The sequence below is a fragment of the Enterococcus columbae DSM 7374 = ATCC 51263 genome (genome assembly GCF_000406925.1).
Lineage (GTDB): Bacteria > Bacillota > Bacilli > Lactobacillales > Enterococcaceae > Enterococcus_E > Enterococcus_E columbae.
The window spans coordinates 234402-253665 of the sequence record NZ_KE136349.1 but is presented as its reverse complement, the minus strand read 5'-3'; the positions used below and the strand labels follow the sequence as shown (position 1 = coordinate 253665).

At 36.8% G+C, this 19264-nt stretch carries 22 protein-coding genes; 20 read left to right on the top strand and 2 right to left on the bottom strand.

Features of this window, described 5'->3' with window-relative positions; translation table 11 throughout:
- Positions 1 to 36: 36 nt before the first annotated feature.
- Positions 37 to 744: a gamma-glutamyl-gamma-aminobutyrate hydrolase family protein gene (locus RK02_RS08950; RefSeq protein WP_016183915.1), complete on the top strand. Its 708-nt coding sequence runs from the start codon at positions 37 to 39 to the stop codon at positions 742 to 744.
- 373 nt (positions 745 to 1117) lie between these two features.
- On the top strand, positions 1118 to 2389 hold the full coding sequence (locus RK02_RS08945) for an O-acetylhomoserine aminocarboxypropyltransferase/cysteine synthase family protein (protein WP_016183914.1): 1272 nt from the start codon (positions 1118 to 1120) through the stop codon (positions 2387 to 2389).
- Positions 2390 to 2589: 200 nt separating this feature from the next.
- Here the strand turns inward: RK02_RS08945 and RK02_RS08940 are convergent, their stop codons facing one another.
- Positions 2590 to 4617, bottom strand: coding sequence for a methyl-accepting chemotaxis protein (locus RK02_RS08940; protein ID WP_016183913.1), 2028 nt, complete (start codon positions 4615 to 4617; stop codon positions 2590 to 2592).
- A 104-nt stretch (positions 4618 to 4721) separates the two neighbouring features.
- A complete protein-coding gene (locus RK02_RS08935) occupies positions 4722 to 6176 on the bottom strand; it encodes a hypothetical protein (RefSeq protein ID WP_016183912.1) in 1455 nt (484 codons plus the stop codon).
- A 583-nt stretch (positions 6177 to 6759) separates the two neighbouring features.
- Between RK02_RS08935 and flgB the strand changes: the two genes are divergently transcribed.
- The 18 genes from flgB (at position 6760) to RK02_RS08845 (ending at position 19251) form a co-directional block, all read left to right on the top strand.
- Positions 6760 to 7137: a flagellar basal body rod protein FlgB gene (gene flgB, locus RK02_RS08930; protein WP_016183911.1), complete on the top strand. Its 378-nt coding sequence runs from the start codon at positions 6760 to 6762 to the stop codon at positions 7135 to 7137.
- Positions 7138 to 7157: 20 nt separating this feature from the next.
- Positions 7158 to 7610 carry a flagellar basal body rod protein FlgC gene (gene flgC / locus RK02_RS08925; RefSeq protein WP_016183910.1) on the top strand — a complete coding sequence of 151 codons (453 nt, stop codon included), beginning with the start codon at positions 7158 to 7160 and terminating at the stop codon, positions 7608 to 7610.
- Positions 7611 to 7631: 21 nt separating this feature from the next.
- Positions 7632 to 7973, top strand: a complete 342-nt coding sequence (fliE, locus tag RK02_RS08920) for a flagellar hook-basal body complex protein FliE (protein ID WP_016183909.1) — start codon at positions 7632 to 7634, stop codon at positions 7971 to 7973.
- 29 nt (positions 7974 to 8002) lie between these two features.
- Positions 8003 to 9595: a flagellar basal-body MS-ring/collar protein FliF gene (fliF, locus tag RK02_RS08915; protein ID WP_016183908.1), complete on the top strand. Its 1593-nt coding sequence runs from the start codon at positions 8003 to 8005 to the stop codon at positions 9593 to 9595.
- Between the two features lie 27 nt (positions 9596 to 9622).
- On the top strand, positions 9623 to 10618 hold the full coding sequence (fliG, locus tag RK02_RS08910) for a flagellar motor switch protein FliG (protein WP_018451749.1): 996 nt from the start codon (positions 9623 to 9625) through the stop codon (positions 10616 to 10618).
- Positions 10602 to 11369, top strand: a complete 768-nt coding sequence (locus tag RK02_RS08905) for a FliH/SctL family protein (RefSeq protein ID WP_016183906.1) — start codon at positions 10602 to 10604, stop codon at positions 11367 to 11369. Before fliG ends, RK02_RS08905 begins: the two co-directional genes overlap by 17 nt.
- A 10-nt stretch (positions 11370 to 11379) precedes the next feature.
- Entirely contained in the window at positions 11380 to 12708 is a 1329-nt protein-coding gene (gene fliI / locus RK02_RS08900) for a flagellar protein export ATPase FliI (protein WP_016183905.1), read from the top strand.
- Positions 12709 to 12723: 15 nt separating this feature from the next.
- On the top strand, positions 12724 to 13155 hold the full coding sequence (fliJ, locus tag RK02_RS08895) for a flagellar export protein FliJ (protein WP_016183904.1): 432 nt from the start codon (positions 12724 to 12726) through the stop codon (positions 13153 to 13155).
- Positions 13156 to 13190: 35 nt separating this feature from the next.
- A complete protein-coding gene (locus RK02_RS08890) occupies positions 13191 to 14507 on the top strand; it encodes a flagellar hook-length control protein FliK (protein ID WP_016183903.1) in 1317 nt (438 codons plus the stop codon).
- Positions 14508 to 14520: 13 nt separating this feature from the next.
- Positions 14521 to 14946 (top strand): hypothetical protein, encoded by a 426-nt coding sequence (locus RK02_RS08885; RefSeq protein WP_016183902.1) that lies wholly within the window; start codon positions 14521 to 14523, stop codon positions 14944 to 14946.
- Entirely contained in the window at positions 14946 to 15320 is a 375-nt protein-coding gene (locus RK02_RS08880; protein ID WP_016183901.1) for a flagellar operon protein, read from the top strand. The genes RK02_RS08885 and RK02_RS08880 overlap by 1 nt, the downstream gene beginning before the upstream one ends.
- 81 nt (positions 15321 to 15401) lie before the next feature.
- On the top strand, positions 15402 to 16301 hold the full coding sequence (locus RK02_RS08875; RefSeq protein ID WP_026231384.1) for a flagellar hook-basal body complex protein: 900 nt from the start codon (positions 15402 to 15404) through the stop codon (positions 16299 to 16301).
- A 17-nt stretch (positions 16302 to 16318) separates the two neighbouring features.
- Entirely contained in the window at positions 16319 to 16540 is a 222-nt protein-coding gene (locus RK02_RS08870; protein ID WP_016183899.1) for a flagellar FlbD family protein, read from the top strand.
- 1 nt (position 16541) lies between these two features.
- Positions 16542 to 17048 (top strand): flagellar basal body-associated FliL family protein, encoded by a 507-nt coding sequence (locus tag RK02_RS08865; protein WP_016183898.1) that lies wholly within the window; start codon positions 16542 to 16544, stop codon positions 17046 to 17048.
- A gap of 25 nt (positions 17049 to 17073) precedes the next feature.
- Positions 17074 to 17463: a flagellar biosynthetic protein FliO gene (locus RK02_RS08860; protein WP_016183897.1), complete on the top strand. Its 390-nt coding sequence runs from the start codon at positions 17074 to 17076 to the stop codon at positions 17461 to 17463.
- A complete protein-coding gene (fliP, locus tag RK02_RS08855; RefSeq protein ID WP_016183896.1) occupies positions 17441 to 18208 on the top strand; it encodes a flagellar type III secretion system pore protein FliP in 768 nt (255 codons plus the stop codon). Before RK02_RS08860 ends, fliP begins: the two co-directional genes overlap by 23 nt.
- Before the next feature lie 18 nt (positions 18209 to 18226).
- On the top strand, positions 18227 to 18490 hold the full coding sequence (gene fliQ, locus RK02_RS08850) for a flagellar biosynthesis protein FliQ (RefSeq protein ID WP_016183895.1): 264 nt from the start codon (positions 18227 to 18229) through the stop codon (positions 18488 to 18490).
- A 2-nt stretch (positions 18491 to 18492) separates the two neighbouring features.
- Complete coding sequence (locus RK02_RS08845; protein WP_016183894.1) at positions 18493 to 19251, top strand: flagellar biosynthetic protein FliR; 759 nt, start codon at positions 18493 to 18495, stop codon at positions 19249 to 19251.
- The last annotated feature ends 13 nt before the right edge of the window (positions 19252 to 19264 follow it).

Sequence of the window (19264 nt, the reverse complement as noted above, 5' to 3'; positions counted from 1 at the left end):
AGAATAATTAAAAATTTTACTTTGGGGTGATGCTAGATGCGACCAATGATTGGCCTAGTTCCATTATATGATGAAAAATTAAACAGCTATTGGATGTTACCAGAATATATGCAGGCGATTGAAGAAGCTGGAGGTCTGCCGGTGATGCTTCCGTTAACTAGCCAGAAAACAACGATTACCCAATTAGCCCAAAGACTGGATGGGCTATTGTTAACTGGTGGTCATGATATCGAACCTGCACGTTATCAGCAAGCAAAACTAGCGCAATGTCAAACGACTTGTCCATTAAGAGATGAGATGGAGCAATTACTTTTAGATATCTTCTATCAAGAAAATCGACCAATCTTGGGAATCTGTCGAGGGTTACAGTTTTTAAATGTTTATTTAGGCGGTAGCTTATATCAGGATTTGCCTAGCCAAATTTCATCGTCAATTAAACATAGCATGCAACCACCTTTTGATGCTGTAGCGCACGAGGTCCAGCTAGTTGAGGATAGTCCTTTGGCAAGATTGTTTCAACAAGAAAAATTAGGGGTCAATAGCCGACACCATCAAGCGATTGATCAGCTAGCTAGTGATTTACAAGCGATGGCTTATAGTCCAGATGGTCTAATCGAGGCTGCCTATGCCCCTAAGAAAAAATACGTCTTAGCAGTCCAATGGCATCCAGAGCATATGAAAGATGCTAAAAGTAGCCAACAGTTATTTAAACAATTTATCCAAGCCAGCTCTCAAGAAAAATAAAGGGATATCTAGCAGGTTGATCAACTACGAGAAAATAAGCTTCGGTTGAGCAAAAAATCCCTATCTTTAAAGATTTTCTGACAAACCGACTTATTTTATGAGTAGTTAGCTGCTAGATACTGACTGCACAAGGGATATCTAGCAGGTTGATCAGCCACGAGCAAATAAGCAGTCGTCTGGGAAAATTGTAAACAAGAACAAATTTTTTTCAGACGACCTTATTTGACGAATGGCTACCTGCTAGATACTAACTGCGATAGCATTTTTCTATCAAAGCGAAATCTAGATTGACAGTTTAAAGAAATGTGCTATGATTTAACCAAATTCTCATTTTATTTTCATGATGAAATTAGCGGAAATTGGAGGAATGAAGATGGTTAAAAGATTTGAGACATTACAGTTACATGGTGGTCAAACGGTTGATAAAGAAACCGGTAGTCGTGCCGTACCAATTTATCAAACGACTTCATATGTTTTTGAAAATGCTGAACAGGCAGCCGCTCGCTTTGCTTTACAAGAAGGAGGCAATATCTATACGCGGATTACCAATCCGACAACAGCTGTTTTAGAAGAACGTTTAGCTCTACTAGAAGGTGGTGTCGGTGCTTTAGCGACGGCTTCGGGCTCATCTGCTATAGCCTATGCGATTCAAAATATCGCAAGCAGTGGGGATCATGTAGTGGCGGCCAGCACTTTATATGGTGGAACTTATAATTTACTAGCGAATACTTTACCAGAATTTGGCATTCAAACGACCTTTGTCAATGCCGAAAACTTAGCTGAACTTAAAGCGGCCATTCAAGATAATACAAAGGCCGTGTTTGTTGAATCTTTAGGCAATCCAGACATCAATATTGTTGATCTAGCTGAAATTGCCAAAATTGCCCATGAGGCAGGCATTCCGGTGATTGTTGATAACACTTTTGCCACACCTTATTTATTTAGACCGTTTGAACATGGAGCAGATATTGTTGTTTATTCAACGACTAAATACTTAGGCGGTCATGGTGTCTCTTTAGGTGGTGCGATTGTTGATTCGGGTAATTTTGATTGGACGAATGGTAAATTTGCTAAATTAGTTGAGCCAGATCCTAGCTATCATGGAGTGTCATGGGTACAAGCAGCAGGAAAGGCGGCCTATATTACGCGTGCAAGAACCATTCTTTTACGTGATCTTGGCGCAGCGATTTCACCATTTAATGCATGGACCTTGCTTTTGGGGATTGAGACGTTATCTTTACGGATGGAACGTCACGTTGAAAATGCACAAAAGGTAGCTGAATACTTGGCGAACCATGAAAAAGTAGCATGGGTGCATTATCCTACCTTAAAGGATAGTCCTTATTATGATTTAGCCCAAAAATATTTTCCAAAAGGGGTTAGCTCGGTCTTTTCATTTGGCTTAAAGGCAGGAGCGCAAGCCAGTCAAAAATTATGTGGCTCTACGGAAATTTTCTCCTTGCTAGCTAATGTGGGCGATGCTAAATCATTAATCATCCATCCAGCATCAACGACTCATTCACAGTTAAATGAAGAAGAGCTAATTGCTGCAGGTATTCGCCCAGAAACGATTCGTATTTCAGTGGGAATTGAAAATGTGGATGATTTAATTGAAGATTTAGCGCAAGCTTTAGAGCAAATTTAAGTATATTTTTTAAGTATATTTATAGTAGAAAAAGACAGGTAGGTGTTGTTAAAGCAGGTACCTGTCTTTTTTAAATAAAAAAAAGAGAGCATACTGTGAAATGGGGGGAACAGTATGCTCTCTCTTTTATTTTAAACACGATAGGTAAATATCATGTTTTTACAATTTCATTCTAACATTCCTGCTGGATAGCTGGCTAGTTAAATATCGAAATAATTAATCTCTTCACGCAAAGTACTTGCAACATTTTGTAAACTTGCCACACTATTGGTGAATTCTTCCATAGTTGCCAAAACTTCTTCAGCATTGGCGGATACTTCTTGGGTACCTGCTGCATTTTCTTGAGTGGAAGCTGAGATTGTTTCGAGATTTTCTAGAACCACTTTTTGAATGCGAACTAAAATGTTAGAAGCCTGTTCAATTTGGTCGATATGGTGAACCAATTGTTGATTGCTATTAAAGACTTCTTGAGAAGAAGCAATTGCTTGATCAATTAATTGGGTCTGACTTTCGCCACCTTGAACAGATTGAATCGTTTTTTCAACCATATCATTTGATTGCATTTGAATTTGTTGAATAATTGTTTCAATTTCTTTAGTTGATTCTTTACTTTGTTCAGCTAGCTTACGAACTTCGGTAGCCACAACAGCAAAGCCTTTACCAGATTCCCCTGCTCTAGCTGCCTCGATAGAAGCATTTAAGGCTAACAGATTGGTTTGATAAGAAATTTCATTAATTACCTGGATAATCGAGGTAATTTCTTGGATACTTTGATCCATTTTTTCCATACTATTAACCAATTCTTGCATTTGTTGCATTTCATTTTGCCAACTTAGTTGAACATGATTCATTATCTCCATACTTTGCTCATTTACACGGGTTGTTTCGGTAGATTGATGACTCATGGTCTCAACACTTTCGGTTAATGAGCGGACAATATCAGATAATTGATTCATTTGGCTAACACTATTTTCAGTATCTTGAGCCTGTGAGCCAGTCACTTGAGCAATACCGGTAATCGTGTCAGCTACTTCTTCAGTTGCTTGGGTTGATTGTTTGGACAATTCAACTAAGGCATCTGATTGACCAGCAACTTCATTCGCTTGATCTTTAACTTGATGTAGTAAATGTCCTACTGAATCCACCATTTGGTCATATTTATAGGCTAGCACCTGAAATTCATTTCCTTTTTCGTTCGCTTGCATAAATTTAGCTGAACGTCTATTGAAGAATCCCTTATCTTTAAAGACCGTTTCAATTTTCTTTAATTTTCCTTTAGCAAAGCGATCGAAGGCATCATCAAAGTAATTAATGATACTAATTAGATAGCCAATAATCATACTAGAATATGAAATAACCACCGCTAATACAATCACTGCTAATAGTAAGGCAAATAGTAGCTGTTCATTTCGTTCTTGCTTAATGGTTTGAGGACTTGTTGTAGCCACCACAAAGGTATTGGCCTCTCGATTACCTGCTTCATAAAAGGCGGTATCAATTGATTTACTCTTTACTTTAATGGTTTCTTGATTTTTACCGTTTTGGACAATATTTTTAAAGAGTTCTTTTTCTTTATAAGGCTTGCCCACATTTGCTTTTTTAGAATCAGCAATAACAATCCCATTATTCGCAACGACAGAAAGTTCGCCACTATTGTTTGCACTTAGCGCATTAACGATGTTTTGCACATCATGATAGGAAACATCAACACACAGGACTAACCAGTTGCCTTGAGCATCCTTGGTCGCCAATGAGGCGGTGGTGAGATATTCTTTTGTGCCTGCATCTTGATAGGGTTCTGACCAAACAATGGTATCTGCTTTAGCGATAGCTGCGTTATACCAAGGCCGGGTTTCAGCTTGGAATCCATCTGGTACAGGCGTAGTAGTCACATAGCGTTGCGTAGCTTGCTGGTAAAAACCTAGCGTTAAAATACTATTATTCCCAGTGGTTACTTCGTTAAAATTCCGTAGTAGATTTTCTGTGGACTCGTCAGGATTTTCTTTCACAGATTGCATAATCGCATTTAAGGTGCTTTTAATGCCGTTTTGCACATTATCTCTAGTGGTAATAACGGCATGACTACTGCTTTTTTGGATTTCTAACTGGGTTGAACGAATGGATGATGCCGAATTAATGGTACTAAAGGCTGTTAAAGCAATAGTTGGTACTAAAGCTGTACCGATAAATCCACTGATTAAAATGGACTTTAAATTGATTTTTACCATAATGATGAGGACTTCCTTTCTAAAAAATAAAAAAACAACCAATTTTTCAAATCGGTTGTTTTTAGCTTTTTTTAATATTCGATCATTGATAAAATACTTAAAAATTAATTTGTTAATTGATGATCATTGAATTCATTTAAAGAAATATACATTCTAACAAAGGATTCATAAATTGTTGTCATTTCTTTGGTATAGCTATCCTTGATTAATTGTAAGAATTCGATTTTTTTTACTAAATCCACTTGGTTTTGCTGCATTTCATCTAAAATCTGTTTTTGAATAATCAATTCCTTGGTTAATTCGTCTTTGCTTTGATTATCAATCTTCACTAAAAGTGATTGCTGATTCAAAATTGTTTTATCCTGAAAAGCTTGGTAGAGTAAGGCATCCACCGCATCATTAATTTCGTAATATAATTTCTGAGAGTTTGCGAATCTTTGGTTTAAGATGTCAATTTGCTTAGTGATATCGCTGTGGAAACAAGCAAATTCAGCAAGCATATAATGGTATGCACTAGAAACTTCACGTATTTCATAGACTTGTTCATTAATCCGTAACTGTCGACGAAATATTTCCCAAAAATTAAATCGTTTCTTTTCAGTAGTAATCAACTCAAATTGACCGTGGCTAGCTTCTAAAAAAGTCGCTTTTATTTTATTTAGACTATCTTCGAAGATTTTGGCGATAAACCAAGCTAAAATTATCGTTAGCAATAAGGACAGAGACATCATAATCAATAATTGACTAATTTTTTGACTTAGCATACTTCTAATCACTTGTTTATTGGTATAAGCCATCACAAAAAAAGGATAGGTATTCGATTTTTGATAATACATGCTAGCAAAGTTATCATTTTTATTGCCTTTAATAGTGCCACTGCTTTGATGATAGGTGGCAATTTGATTGATTAAGCCCATTTCTTTTTCTTTAGGAGCTTGTTGATCAAAAAGAGATTCTCCTGAAGTTAAATAAATGGCTTTTTTATCAACCAACTCACTATTAAGTGCTTCGACATGTTTTTCTAGATTAGCTGTAGAAAAGAAAAGTTGAATTAATCTTTCATTTTGATCTTGAAGTCTAACTTTGGTACTCATAACAAACATTGGTTGATGCAATGATTGCCAAGGTGATTTTTGGATAGTAAATTTCTGTTTATCTAGTAAATCTTGATTTTTTTTAAAGTTTTTCATTAGCCAGCTTTGCTTCTCTTTTGCAAGAGTTTTAGATGAAAAAACATTTTTATCATTAACTACAACTATATCATCATCATTATTTTCTTCAATAAAATGTTTGCTTAAATAACTATCAATCTTCGATACTGGAAGTATTTTTAATTGATTGGCTAGTAGGGTGATTTTTTTTTCATTAGCATATAAAAATTCATTCGTCAAATTCAGTGTCGATTTAGCATAATTTATTTGCTGTTCTTTTTGAAATTGCTGTATAATCGACAAATTGGTTAAATAGCTTGAAATACCTAGAAAAGTAAGTGGGATAAAGGCAACAATTAATAAACCAAAAATAACACTTCTTCTTAAACTGATAGTTGACTGTTTCATAATTTTTTCTCCTAAAAAATATGGCGATAACGATAGATATTCATATCGGCATATTTTTTTGAAATTTAAGTTTTATTATCGGATAAAAAAGAATAACGATAGAATTTATATGCATAAGTATTGAGAAAGACAGTAATATATATACAAAATTTATTTATTAACAACAAAAGGGAATTTGTATTAAAAATTTGAGAAAAAATTAATCAATTTTCTTTTTTTTATAACTTTTTTTAATTGGATGAATTTATAAAAAACGCTTATACCAAAGCGTTTTTCTTCTTTTTTGATGATTTAAACATAACGATATTATCATGATTTTGCGTTTTTTAAATATGATTTAGATAATATTAAATTTTATAAAAAGTTAATTTGAAGGTGTTTTATAAACGAAAAAATAACATTCAGCTGTGATTTACGTTTTCAAAAAAATGGTTGTTAATTTTTTTGAAATAGATTATAGTATCTATGTAAATGTGTAAGTTATCAAAGTTACTTACATTTGTTTAGTATTTAACAATTAATTATCATACATCTAAATATTCGAATGAATATGTATACATTTTGTACATGGGGGGGTTACATTATGGACACATATCAATTGCTACGTTCTGCACTGAATGTCTCCGCACAAAGAGCAGAGCTTATTTCAACCAACATTGCTAATGTGAATACTGCTAACTATAAAGCCAAACGCTTAGAGTTTGAAAGTTATCTAAATGATGCAATGAATGGCAATAGGCTTGCGCTTACCACAACTAATCAAAAACATTTAAATCCAAATGATGAATTACAACCTAAATTAATCACTAATCGTAACACCTCGCTAAAAGAGAATGGGAATAATGTTGATTTAGAAGTTGAAATGTTGAATCAATCAACCAATTCTCTGTACTACAACGCGTTAACCGCTCAACTAAATGGTAGATACCATATGTTGAATCAGGTTTTAACGAACAGTTAAAAAAGTGAGGTGCTCTTTTCATGTCTATTTTTAATGGTTTAAATATCAATGCAACCGGTCTATCGTTAGAACGATTGAAATTAGATACGATTTCAACTAATATTGCCAACATCAATACCAATGCTACTGCTGATACGCCGGCTTATCGTAAAAAACAGGTTGTATTTTCAGAAAACTTAAAAAGCTACCGTGATGGACTTGTCAGTAGTAATCCTGCAAATGCAAATGTGAATCGTATGCACAGCTTTGGGGTACAGGTGGATGAAATTGCTGAGGATGATACGGTCAAGCTAAGCTATGATCCAACTAATCCAGCTGCGGATGCCAATGGCTATGTCCAAATGTCTAATGTGAATGTTGCTGATGAGATGGTAGATATGATTCAAGCTTTACGTACCTATCAGGCCAACGCAGCAGCAGTAGAAATGAATAAAAATATTTTGCGTAAAGCGCTAGAGATTTCAAAAAATTAACCGGCTAAAGGTGGGAGAAAAATGGTAGAAATCAATCAATTATCTAATTTAATGAATTATCGTACACAACTACAGGATGCAATGGCTAGTAGTCGTATTCAGCAAGGTTTAGGCGTAGCTGAACAACAGACAGATCAAAAAATTCCGACCTTTAGCGATTATCTGGGTAAAGCAGTTGATGTATTAAATCAAAATATGAATACAATGAATCAGGCAACGACTGATATGGTTACGGGAAATCAAAGTGATCTTGGCCAGGTGATGATTAATATGACAGAGGCTCAGCTCTCCTTACAAACAGCCATTCAGATTCGAAATAAGTGTCTAGAATCTTATAATGAATTAAAAAATATGCAAATCTAGCTAACAGAAATTTATGGGGGGATGAATGAATGGCTGCCAGGCTACAAGAAATATTAGAAAGAATCAAGACAACCTGGTCAGGCTTAAGTACGCTAATCAAACGAGTGATTATTCTCGGAACTATTAGTGTCCTAATTGTTTTGGGAGTCTCGTTTTATTTAATGAATAAGGTCAATTATGGTGTTTTGTTTGCTGATTTAAGCGAGGCAGATGCCGGTACGATTGTTGCTGATTTAAAATCAAAAGGAATTGACTATAAGCTACAAGATGGAGGCAAAACGGTTTTAATTGATAAAAATAAAATCGATGAGTACCGTATTTCTTTAGCGGTTGATAATAAGCTGCCAGATAGTTCGACAGGCTTTGAATTATTTGACCAAGCCAGTATGATGACCACTGATGAAGACCGTAAAATCATGTATCAACGTGCATTAACTGGAGAATTGCAGCGTTCGATTGGCTCATTAAATGATGTACAAAAGGCCAAGGTGATTTTGGTATTACCTGACGAGGGTGTATTTAAAGATAAGCAAGATCCGGCTTCGGCATCAATTGTCTTAACCTTAAAAAATGGCTCGATTTCCCAAGAAGCCGTTCAAGGCATTGTGGCTTTGACGACTGCATCGGTGAAAAATCTTTCAGCCGAAAATGTAAAGGTTGTTGACAGTAAAGGGAATGTTTTAGCAGATGCTAGTAAAAACAGTGCCAATGTTGCTGGTGTGAGTCAGCATTCTTTAGAAATGCAACAGCAATATGAGCAACAGCTACAAAACAAGATTTTAAAGCTACTTGAACCAATTTATGGCTCTGGCAAGGTCAATGTTTCTTTAAATGCAGAGCTTGATTTTGATGCGATTGAAAAGAAAACAGTCACCTATAAAAATCCGAAAATTCGCAGTGAAAATGTTCAAGCCTCAGGAAGCGATGCTACGATTCAAAAGGCGCAGACTGGTGAGGTTACTGACAATGTAAGTAATGTAACGGGTACGACAAATAGTGGTGAAACCAATAGTTATAATCGCACGGTCAATAATGAATTAGATACAGAAACGACGACTTTAGTCAATGCGCCTGGTAGTGTCAAGCGTTTGACGACTTCAGTGGTGATTGATGCGAATCTATCGACGAATGTTCAGCGTGAGATTCGTACATTAGTTGCCTCAGCGATAGGTTTTGATACCGATCGTGGCGATACGATTTCTATTCAAGGGATGGACTTTAAAGCAACGCAAGCAAGTGAGGATCAAAAAATTACTGATCAGCTAGCCGAGTTAGCAAGTAAAAAATTATGGATCTACATCGGTGCAGGGATTAGCCTATTCTTAATTGCCTTGGTAATTACCTTGATTTTATTGGCTAATCGTAGAAAACGTCGACGCGAAATGCTAGAGGCTGAGCTTGAAGATGACGAGGATGAAGAAGTTATCTTACCACAAGAAGCGCCTGAAGCAGCTAAGGGTACAAGAATTGATATTACCGCTGATGATTTTGATCTTGAAGATTTAGAGAAAATGATCAAGAGCAAAGATCGTCGCACAGAAAAAGTAACACAATATGCTGATAGTGACCCACAAGCGGTAGCAGAAATTATTAAAGCGTGGGCTAAGCAAAAAAATAGTTAGAGGTGAGGTTTTTTCGTGACTAACTCAATGGATGGAATCAGAAAATCAGCAATTTTATTAATATCATTAGGCTCAGAAATCTCTTCTAAGGTAATGAAATTACTTCCTGAGTCGGTTATTCGAAAGGTTAGTTACGAAATTGCCAACATCGAAACCGTAGACTCGGAGATGCGTGATGAGATACTAAATGAGTTTTTGGAGACCTCAATTGCCCAAAAATATGTATTAGATGGTGGCTTTGATTATGCTAAAAATCTGTTAAATCAGTCACTAGGGCCACAAAGAGCCAAAGAAGTGATTGATGTATTATCGCAAATCCAATTAAGAGAACGACCATTTAATATTGCACGTAAGGCAGATACGCAGCAATTAATCAATTTGTTGCTAAACGAGCATCCCCAAACGATTGCGTTGATTATGTGTTACGTACAACCGGACAAGGCGGCGACCATTCTTTCAAATTTTCCGCCACAGATGCAGGTGGAAATCGCTGAACGCATTGGGATGATTGCTAGTACTGCACCAAGTACCATTGAACGCATTGAACGGGTAATTGAAAACAAATTCTCTAACTTTGTTGAAAGCAATACAGAAGCAGCTGGCGGCGTACATACCTTGGTTGAAATCCTTAATTCTGTGGGTCGTAGTACTGAGAAAAATATCCTGCTCGATTTGGAAAAACGGCAACCGGAATTATCCAACGAAGTCAAGGCAAGTCTATTTACCTTCGACGATATTATTACGCTGGACAAGCTGGACGTACAAAAAGTCTTGCGTTTTGTGGATAACAATGTCTTGGTATTGGCACTTAAAGGGACTTCTGATGAAATTAAAGAATTTATTTTCTCCAATCTCTCTTCTCGTGCGGTTGAAAATATTCAAGAAGAAATGCAATTTATGGGACCAACTCGTCTATCAGCGGTTGAAGAAGCGCAACAAAAAGTGGTTTCAGTTATCCGTCGCTTAGATGAAGAAGGCGAAATTTACATTACAAGAGGTGAACAAGATGATGTTATCAAGTAGTAGCTTAGTTAAAGCCAATCAAGTCGTATCCTCTATTCCAAGTAAAATTATCGCAACTGAGATTCCAACGACTCCAGCTGTCAATGATTGGCATAAAGTCAATAATCAATTTTCAAAAGAGCGACAAGAGCATTTCGAACATGAATTAGCTAAAATCGAAGAGCAAAAATTTCAAATTTTGCAAGCAGCGATGCAAGAAGCAGAGCAAATCAAGCAAAAGGCCTATGAAGAAGGCTATCAGTTAGGTGAAATGGCTGGTAGCCAACAAGGCTATCAAGCAGGCTACAATGATGGCTATCAAAAAGGCTACCAAGAAGCCAAGGAAGAGACTGAAGCTTTATTGCAAGAAGCTAAGGATTCATTTCACGCAGCGATACAAACCAGTCAACAATTCATCAAAGAAAAAGAACAGACTTTAATTGAAGCCAGTGTGCAAATGACTGAGCTGTTGATTGAACAATCGCTAAAAATAGATCCAGCGACTATCCTTTCCATTATCGATCCAGTATTAATCGATTTAGAGCAGCCTGACCAGTTAGTAAGTATTCGTTGTCATGCAGATTATGTTCCTTTACTAAGTGAAAGATTAGAAAAAATGAAAAAAGAAATTATAAATTTTCGCTATGTCATTTTAAAGGATATGAGCATGTCACCGATGGAATTAATCATTGAATCAGAAAACCAACGCATTGAATTAGATGTCAGACAAGAGCTAGAAACGTTATTAGCCAAAATCAAAGAAAATGAGTGAAAACAGACAGATGAATTTTCCAATTGATAAAATTTTAAAAGCAAGTCAGGAAAAAAGATTGTATACCGTCTATGGTAAGGTCAGCGAAGTGGTCGGCTTAATTATCAAAGTCGAAGGCATGGATGCATTCGTTGGTGAGATTTGTGAAATTTATGTAAAAAACACGAACAAAGTTACTATAACAGAAGTCGTCGGATTTGTCAAAAATACTGTTCTTTTAATGCCGCTTGATGAATTGTCCGGAATTGGTCCGGGTTGTTTAGTCAAGGCGACCGGTAAGACTTTAGTGGTCAAGGTTAGCGATAATTTATTAGGTCATACCCTTGATGGTTTAGGGCGTCCGATTGATCAATTTGTATTTGAAAAAACATCAGATTATCCAGTCGCCCAAGACTCACCTGATCCGTTCCAGCGTAAGCCGATTAAAGAGGTGATGCGTACTGGGGTTCGAGCGATTGATGGCTTGATGACTGTAGGTGAAGGACAACGGATGGGGATTTTTGCTGGTAGTGGGGTTGGTAAAAGTACCTTGCTAGGGATGATTGCCCGTTATTGTGATGCCGATGTCATTGTGATTGGCTTGATTGGTGAGCGTGGTCGAGAGGTAAAGGAATTTATTGAAAATGATCTTGGAGAAGAAGGCTATCGTAAATCAGTAGTTGTCTGTGCGACTTCGGATTCTCCCCCACTAGTTCGCTTAAAAGGAGCGCATGTAGCTACTGCGATTGCTGAATATTATCGCGATCAAGGCAAAAAGGTTGTTTTGATGATGGATTCGGTGACTCGTTTTGCGATGGCGCAACGTGAAATTGGTTTATCCATTGGAGAGCCACCTACCACCAAGGGGTATACCCCTTCTGTTTTCACGGCCTTACCTAAATTGCTAGAGCGTAGTGGCATGTCTGATAAAGGTTCAATTACTGCCTTTTATACAGTATTAGTTGAAGGTGATGATATGAACGAACCAATTGCCGATGCAGTACGTGGGATTTTAGATGGGCATATTTTACTTTCTAGAAAAATTGCCGCCCAAAATCATTATCCAGCCATCGATATTCAAAATAGCTTGAGTCGCTTGATGAAAGCCTTAGTTCCTGATGAACAATATAAACGTGCTGGTGAGCTAAAGGAAAACTTAGCGACTTATCAGGATGCGAAAGATTTAATCGATATTGGGGCCTATAAACAAGGCTCGAATGCAGTCATCGATTATGCGATTTCTTTACATCATCCGATTGATAATTTTTTAAAACAACGTGTGGATGAATTTTCTGAGTATGAGCAGACCGTGGGCAAACTACATGCTTTATTTACAGACATCTCAATTGCACGCACATAGAATAGAGGCGATTTGATGAAGAAATTTACTTTTTCTTTAGAGAAATTATTAGATTATCGTTGGCAAATGGAATTAGAAGCGAAAAGAAATTACGCAGCCTGTCAACAAGAAATCAATGAACAAGAAAAACAAATGGAACAGCTTGTTGAAGAAAAACAATCTCTTTTGGAAATTAGAGAAGAAACGGTTAGCCGTATGCAAGTGCAGCAATGGTATTTATTAGGCTTAGAGCAGCAAATGATGGAAACCCAAAATCGTTTATTAGCAAGTCAGCAAAAATTACAGCAAGCCTTAAATGTCTATATTGCTGCGCAAAAAGAACGAAAGGTTTTAGAAAAATTAAAAGACAAGCAATTAGCGGAATATCAGTTCTTACTGAATCAAGAAGAACAAAAAATGCTTGATGAAATGGGCGGTCGCAAACAAGCACAAGCAATGTTTGGCTAAACATACTAATGGAAGCCTTGAAAGGATGTGAAAAGATGATTACTGCGCCAAAGACCGATTCGTTAAAGCTAGCTGCAGAGACTAAAGCCGCAAAAGAAGCGCCTAAATCAGCTCAACGTTTTAAAGCGGCAATGCAACGTTATCAACAGCAAACAACAAATGAAACGAAAGAAAAGCAAATGGATGATCAAACTGATGAAAATAAAGTCATTAGTGAAAAATCCCAAACTGATGAAACTATATCTGAAAAGGATACGACTAAACAGTCTTCATTGATGGCTAAAGAAGATTCTGAGGATGTAAGCACAAATCCAGCTGAAAAAAAGAATAGTCATTTAGAAATAGGAACTATCGAACAATCGTTAAATTCACTATCTATGCAGCAACCATCTATGGATTTAGAAATAACCTCAGCAGCTTCTACAAAAGAGAGTGATCACAAGCTAGCTACTCAGGTGGAAAGCTTAAATCCTACACCTTATAGTGTGACCACACAAAACATAGATGCGCTGACAACTAAGCTAACCCTTACGCAAGCTAGTGATAAGACAGCTGGTAGGACTGATTTGTTTACTTCTACCTTTCAACCAACAACTGAGCAGGAAGGCTTATTAACGGCTAATCTGTCGGCAAGTGAGCTAGCTGATTCACAATCAGCTCCTACTGAGAAAAAGCAGTTGCCAACTCAAGTGCAAGCCTCAACTCCGCTTGACTTAACGACTGAAAAGAACATCCCAAGTTCAGCTGAGCAGTTAGCCATTCAGCAGCCAAGCTTTAGTCAATTAACCCATGAACAAATAAACCTCGGCTTGCCTATTCACTTACAGCAGATGCTTACTGGGAATACAGCTACTTTGGTTAATGAATCAGCTAAGGTTGGACAAGCGCCGATAGCAGAGGCGATTACGCAGCAGGTTGCTCAAAAGTTAGTAGAACAAACGCAGACCATCAATCATCCAGGGTTGCAAAAGGTAACGATACAATTACAGCCTGAGCAATTAGGAAAGCTAGAAATTTCGCTACAACTGAATCAGCAACAAATTCAGTTAGAGGTAAAGGCAGAAAATGTTCATACGATGAAATTGTTGGAAAATTTAAGCACACGTTTTGAACAAATTTTAAATAAGCAGCCTTTCTTACAACAGCCCACACCTACGCAGATTCAGCAGCCAAGCATGACGGAGCATTTAGGTACGGCTTTGCAACAGAATTTTCAACAAAGCTTTCAACAGTCCAATCTTTATCAGGCTAAGCCAGTGAATCGATATGCTAAGCCAAGTGAAAAAGTAACGGTTGAAGAAACGAGTACAGAAAAAGAAGTGCTTGACAGTACCATCAGCATTTTAGCTTAAAGGAAGTGATAATATGCCAATTAATGATATTCAAAATATCCAGTCAACCTTGACTACCCCGGCACCAACGACTAAAAGTGATCCATCAGAGATTTCCATGGATGATTTTTTGAAGATTTTAGCGGCTTCAATGAGTAATCCTGCAATTGGTGGTAGCGAGTCATCAGGAGGCAATCAAGGAACAGATTATATTAGTCAATTTGTTGAATTTACTTCTTTACAACAGCTACAAAGCCTAGGAAAAAGCTTAGAAAACTCAGTAAAATTACAGCAACAGCAGCAAGCTTTTAGTCTAATCGGTAAAGAAGTAACGTTAAATCAAGACGGTAAAGAAGTCAAAGGAAAAATTGAGAAAGTCAAAATTTTAAACGGAGTGCCAATGGTTACAATTGATCATCAAGACTACGCAAGTGCCAATATTACGGAAGTGAGTGTGTGATGGAAAGTAGTCGAGTCGCTCCTTCAATGAAATATTCGATTGATGATTATTCAACTGATTATTCAACTAAAAAGCTAGACAAACAATCCGAGCAATTTAAAAGCTTGGTTCAATTAGAACAAGCGCAACTCAAGCTTTCTAATCATGCGCAAAAAAGATTATCTCAGCGAGCAATCCAGTTAGATGCTGAGGATTATCGGCAATTGGATAGTGCTGTTTTGGAGTTAGCGCAAAAAGGTAGTAAGGATTCCTTACTGGTTTACAAAGATTTAGGTTTCATTACCAATATTCCCAATCGAACAGTGATCACCGCACTTTCGATGGCAGAGTTACATACCGTGACCAATATTGATAGTGCTAAATTTATTCAATAAGGCTGGACTTAAAAAGAGGCCTTGATTTTTTGAATGACTGAGAAAAATCGTAAAATTAAACAGAAAAAAGAGGTAGAGCAAATGTTAAGATCACTTTATTCAGGCGTAAGTGGAATGAAAAATTTACAAAATAAGATGGACGTAGTTGCCAATAATATTGCAAATGTAAATACAACCGGCTTCAAATCTAGCCGAGTATTATTTCAAGATGTAATGAGCCAAACAACTGCCAAAGCGGCTGCTCCAGGAAACGGCCTAGGGGGAACCAATGCCCGCCAAATTGGTTTAGGGGTACAAACAGGGGCGATTGATGTCAATATGGCAGTCGGTGCCCCACAAACAACTGGCCGCAGCATGGACTTTTATTTATCTGGTCCAGGATATTTTATGGTTCGTGGTGCAGGAAATGATGCGAATGCGACCGTTTATTATACCCGTGATGGTGCATTTGTTCGTGATAGTGATGGCAATGTGGTCAATAGTAACGGAATGAAGCTACTGGCTGATACGTTAGATACACCAGTAGAATTTACAGATGATTTTGATGCCGAACAAGCTTTTACAGTAGATAACTTAGAAGGTTTAAAACCAGTCAATATTCCAGCTAGCTTACCTGGTGACGAAACGGCGCTATATAGTGCGATGACCATTGACCAAAATGGTTTAATCACAGCTAAATATGGAAACAAAGTCTATGTAATGGGTAAATTAAAGGTAGCTGCTTTTAACAACCCTGAAGGTCTAGAAAAAGTTGGGGGGAATAACTATATTCCAACCAATAACTCTGGTGATGTGATGGTTACCAATATCGGTGATCGTGGTACCGGTCAATTAAATGCTGGCTTTTTAGAAATGTCAAACGTGGACTTGGCAACTGAATTTACAGATATGATTATTGCCAATCGTGCTTATCAAGCGAACTCACGTAGTATTACCACCTCTGATGAAATGCTACAAGAATTAATCAATTTAAAACGTTAATTTAAGAGGACTGAAGTATGATTAAATTAACAGGGATTACTGGAAAAATCTTTTATCTGAATCCGGATTTAATCTATCGAATGGAGGAAGTTCCGGATACAACCATAACCTTGGTTGATGGTAAAAGCCTGGTGGTAAAAGAAGAAGCTTTTACCGTGGTTCAACGAATTATTCATTATCGTAGGCAAACCTACCATCAACCAGTGGAAGAATTAATAAATAAGGATTGTGTGGAATAAAATGGAAAAGAAAGAAAAAAAAGCCAAAAAGGAAAAAGCGCCCAAGGAAAAAGGCAATTTCAATCCCTTGTTGTTACTGCCTATCATGTTAGTTTTGGCAGTTGTAGGTAGTGTTGCGGGTTCAATTATCATGAATAAGTTTATCAATCCTGAAAAAGAAGTCGCCGCCCAAAAGCAAAGTAGCACAATTGAAGAAGGACAACAAATTGTAGCCTTAAATGAATTTTTAGTGAATCTCGCTAAAGGGAAAAGTGGCGAGCAACAGTATATGAAAATTACGATTTCATTATTAGTTGATGATAAGAAGACTAGTGAGGAAGTGACTACGAATGTGGCTGTAGTCAGAGATGCCGTAGTAAACCTGCTTCGTCAAAAGAAAGCAGATGATATTTTGGGTTCAGTGGATTCTGTCACGAAGCTAAAAGAAGAATTAAAATTAGCGATTAATCATAACTATGGCAAGGATATTGTCAGACAGGTTTATGTAACAGATTTTGTGATTCAATAATTTAGGAGTATAAGGAGGCTTACTCATGGATCTGGTCGTACCAATTATTAAGATGGTCATTTTCTTATTGATTATTTTATATTTGATTAGCCAAAGCTTAAAATTTTTAAATAAACAAATCAATCCAGAAAATGAGATTTTACAAGTCATGCAAAGAATATCTGTGAGTAAAACCTCTTCGATAGCGATTGTCAAAATGTTTGAAAAATACTATGTGATGAGTATTTCCGAACAACAAAACCAAATTATTAAAGAGTTATCTGCAGAAGAAGTTTTACAATTAAAGCAGCATCAGCAATTGCTAAAACAACAGCAAAAAACACCTGCTGATTTTTCTAAAATATTAAAAAAAGAAGTTCAACAATTATTAGAAAAGAAAGGAAGCCAAGAAAATGACAAGCAAAAGAAACCTTAAGCGATTTTTATTTATTGCATTTTCAGTGATTCTTTTCTTTGGCTTTACTAATCAGGTGTTTGCTGTAGATACCCAAGAAATTCAATCGACGGTAAATGGCTTGTTAAATACGGGAAATGATAATCAAACGGTCAATACCTTTGTTTTATTAACCTTACTTTCGGTGGTGCCTATTTTGATGATTATGACGACTTCTTTTACTAGAATCGTCATGGTCTTGTCTTTTACCAGAAATGCCTTAGGAACTCAGCAAGTGCCACCGAATCAAGTGATTATTGGTCTAGCCTTGTTTTTAACATTTTTTGTCATGAAGCCGGTGTATACGGATATTTATGATCAAGCGATTAAACCTTATCAAGAAAATCAAATTACGCAAGCTCAAGCCTTTGAACGTTCAGAAGATCGAATGAAGGAATTTATGTTTAAGCAAACCAAGGAAAAGGATTTACAGCTATTTGTAGATCTATCCAAGGAAGAAAATAATTACAAATCTTATAAGGATATTCCAATGACAATCATGACACCAGCGTTTATTATCAGTGAATTGCGTACGGCTTTTAGTATGGGCTTTTTAATCTTCATTCCATTTTTAATCATTGACATGGTGGTAGCAAGTATTCTGATGTCGATGGGGATGATGATGATTTCGCCGATGATGATTGCCCTGCCATTTAAATTGTTACTGTTTGTCTTAGTTGATGGTTGGTATTTAGTCGTAGAATCGCTAGTTAGAAGCTTTCAATAATTAAGGAGGGAATTTTTAATGAATGTACAAATGGTACTAGATGTGATGCGCGAATCATTTATTCGTATCTTGCTAGTTGCTGGTCCGGCATTGGTTATTTCGATGGCGATTGGGCTAGTGATTAGTATTTTTCAAGCGACAACGCAAATTCAAGAGCCAACGTTAACCTTTGTACCGAAGTTAGTGGCTATTTTCCTTACCTTAATTTTGGGTGGCAACTTTATGATCAATATTTTGCTAAATTTCACCAAAAGTATTTTTAAAATGATTGCTGGGTTATAGCGATGAGTAATGTAATTGTACAGTCGGTGTTGCTTATTTTCATTCGCGTGTTATCTTTTTTAGCAATCGCTCCCTTTTTTTCACAAAAGGGTTTTCCAATGATGGCGCGAATTGTTGTTGCAGCTGGAATAACGGTAGGCATTTATCCTTTTGTTTCGCCAATTTCATCAGCAGTTAGCTTGTTTATTTTAGGGTTACTTGCCCTCAAAGAAACGCTCTTAGGCTTGGCGTTAGGTTATCTATGCCAATTAGTCTTTTACGGTATTGAAATTGCTGGGCATATTATTGATTTTCAGATTGGTTTTTCAATGGCGCAAGCTTATGACCCTGAATTTCAGCTCTTAACTTCACCATTTGGTCGGATGTATTATTGGATGGCGACCGCTTTAATGTTTGTGACGAATCTGCATCTAGTGATGATTAAGGGATTTATCCATTCGTTTTCATTAGTTGGCTTAGCTAGTGGGAATATGGGGGGAGCGAGTGTGGATGGGGTGGTGCATCTGGTCTCGCTGACGATTGCCATGGGGTTTAATTTAGCGATGCCTTTGCTACTTTCAGCTTTATTGATTGATATTGTGACTGGGGTCATCTCACGAGTGATTCCTCAAATTAATGTGTTAATTTTAGGTTTATCGATCAAATCGTTTGTTGCTTTTATTTTGATGATTTACTTAATCCCCAATATTGCCAGTTTTTTAATGAAAGAATTACCTAATATTGTTAATTATATGGAGCCGTTCTTAAAATCGTTGAACTAGAGAGGTGAGGAAA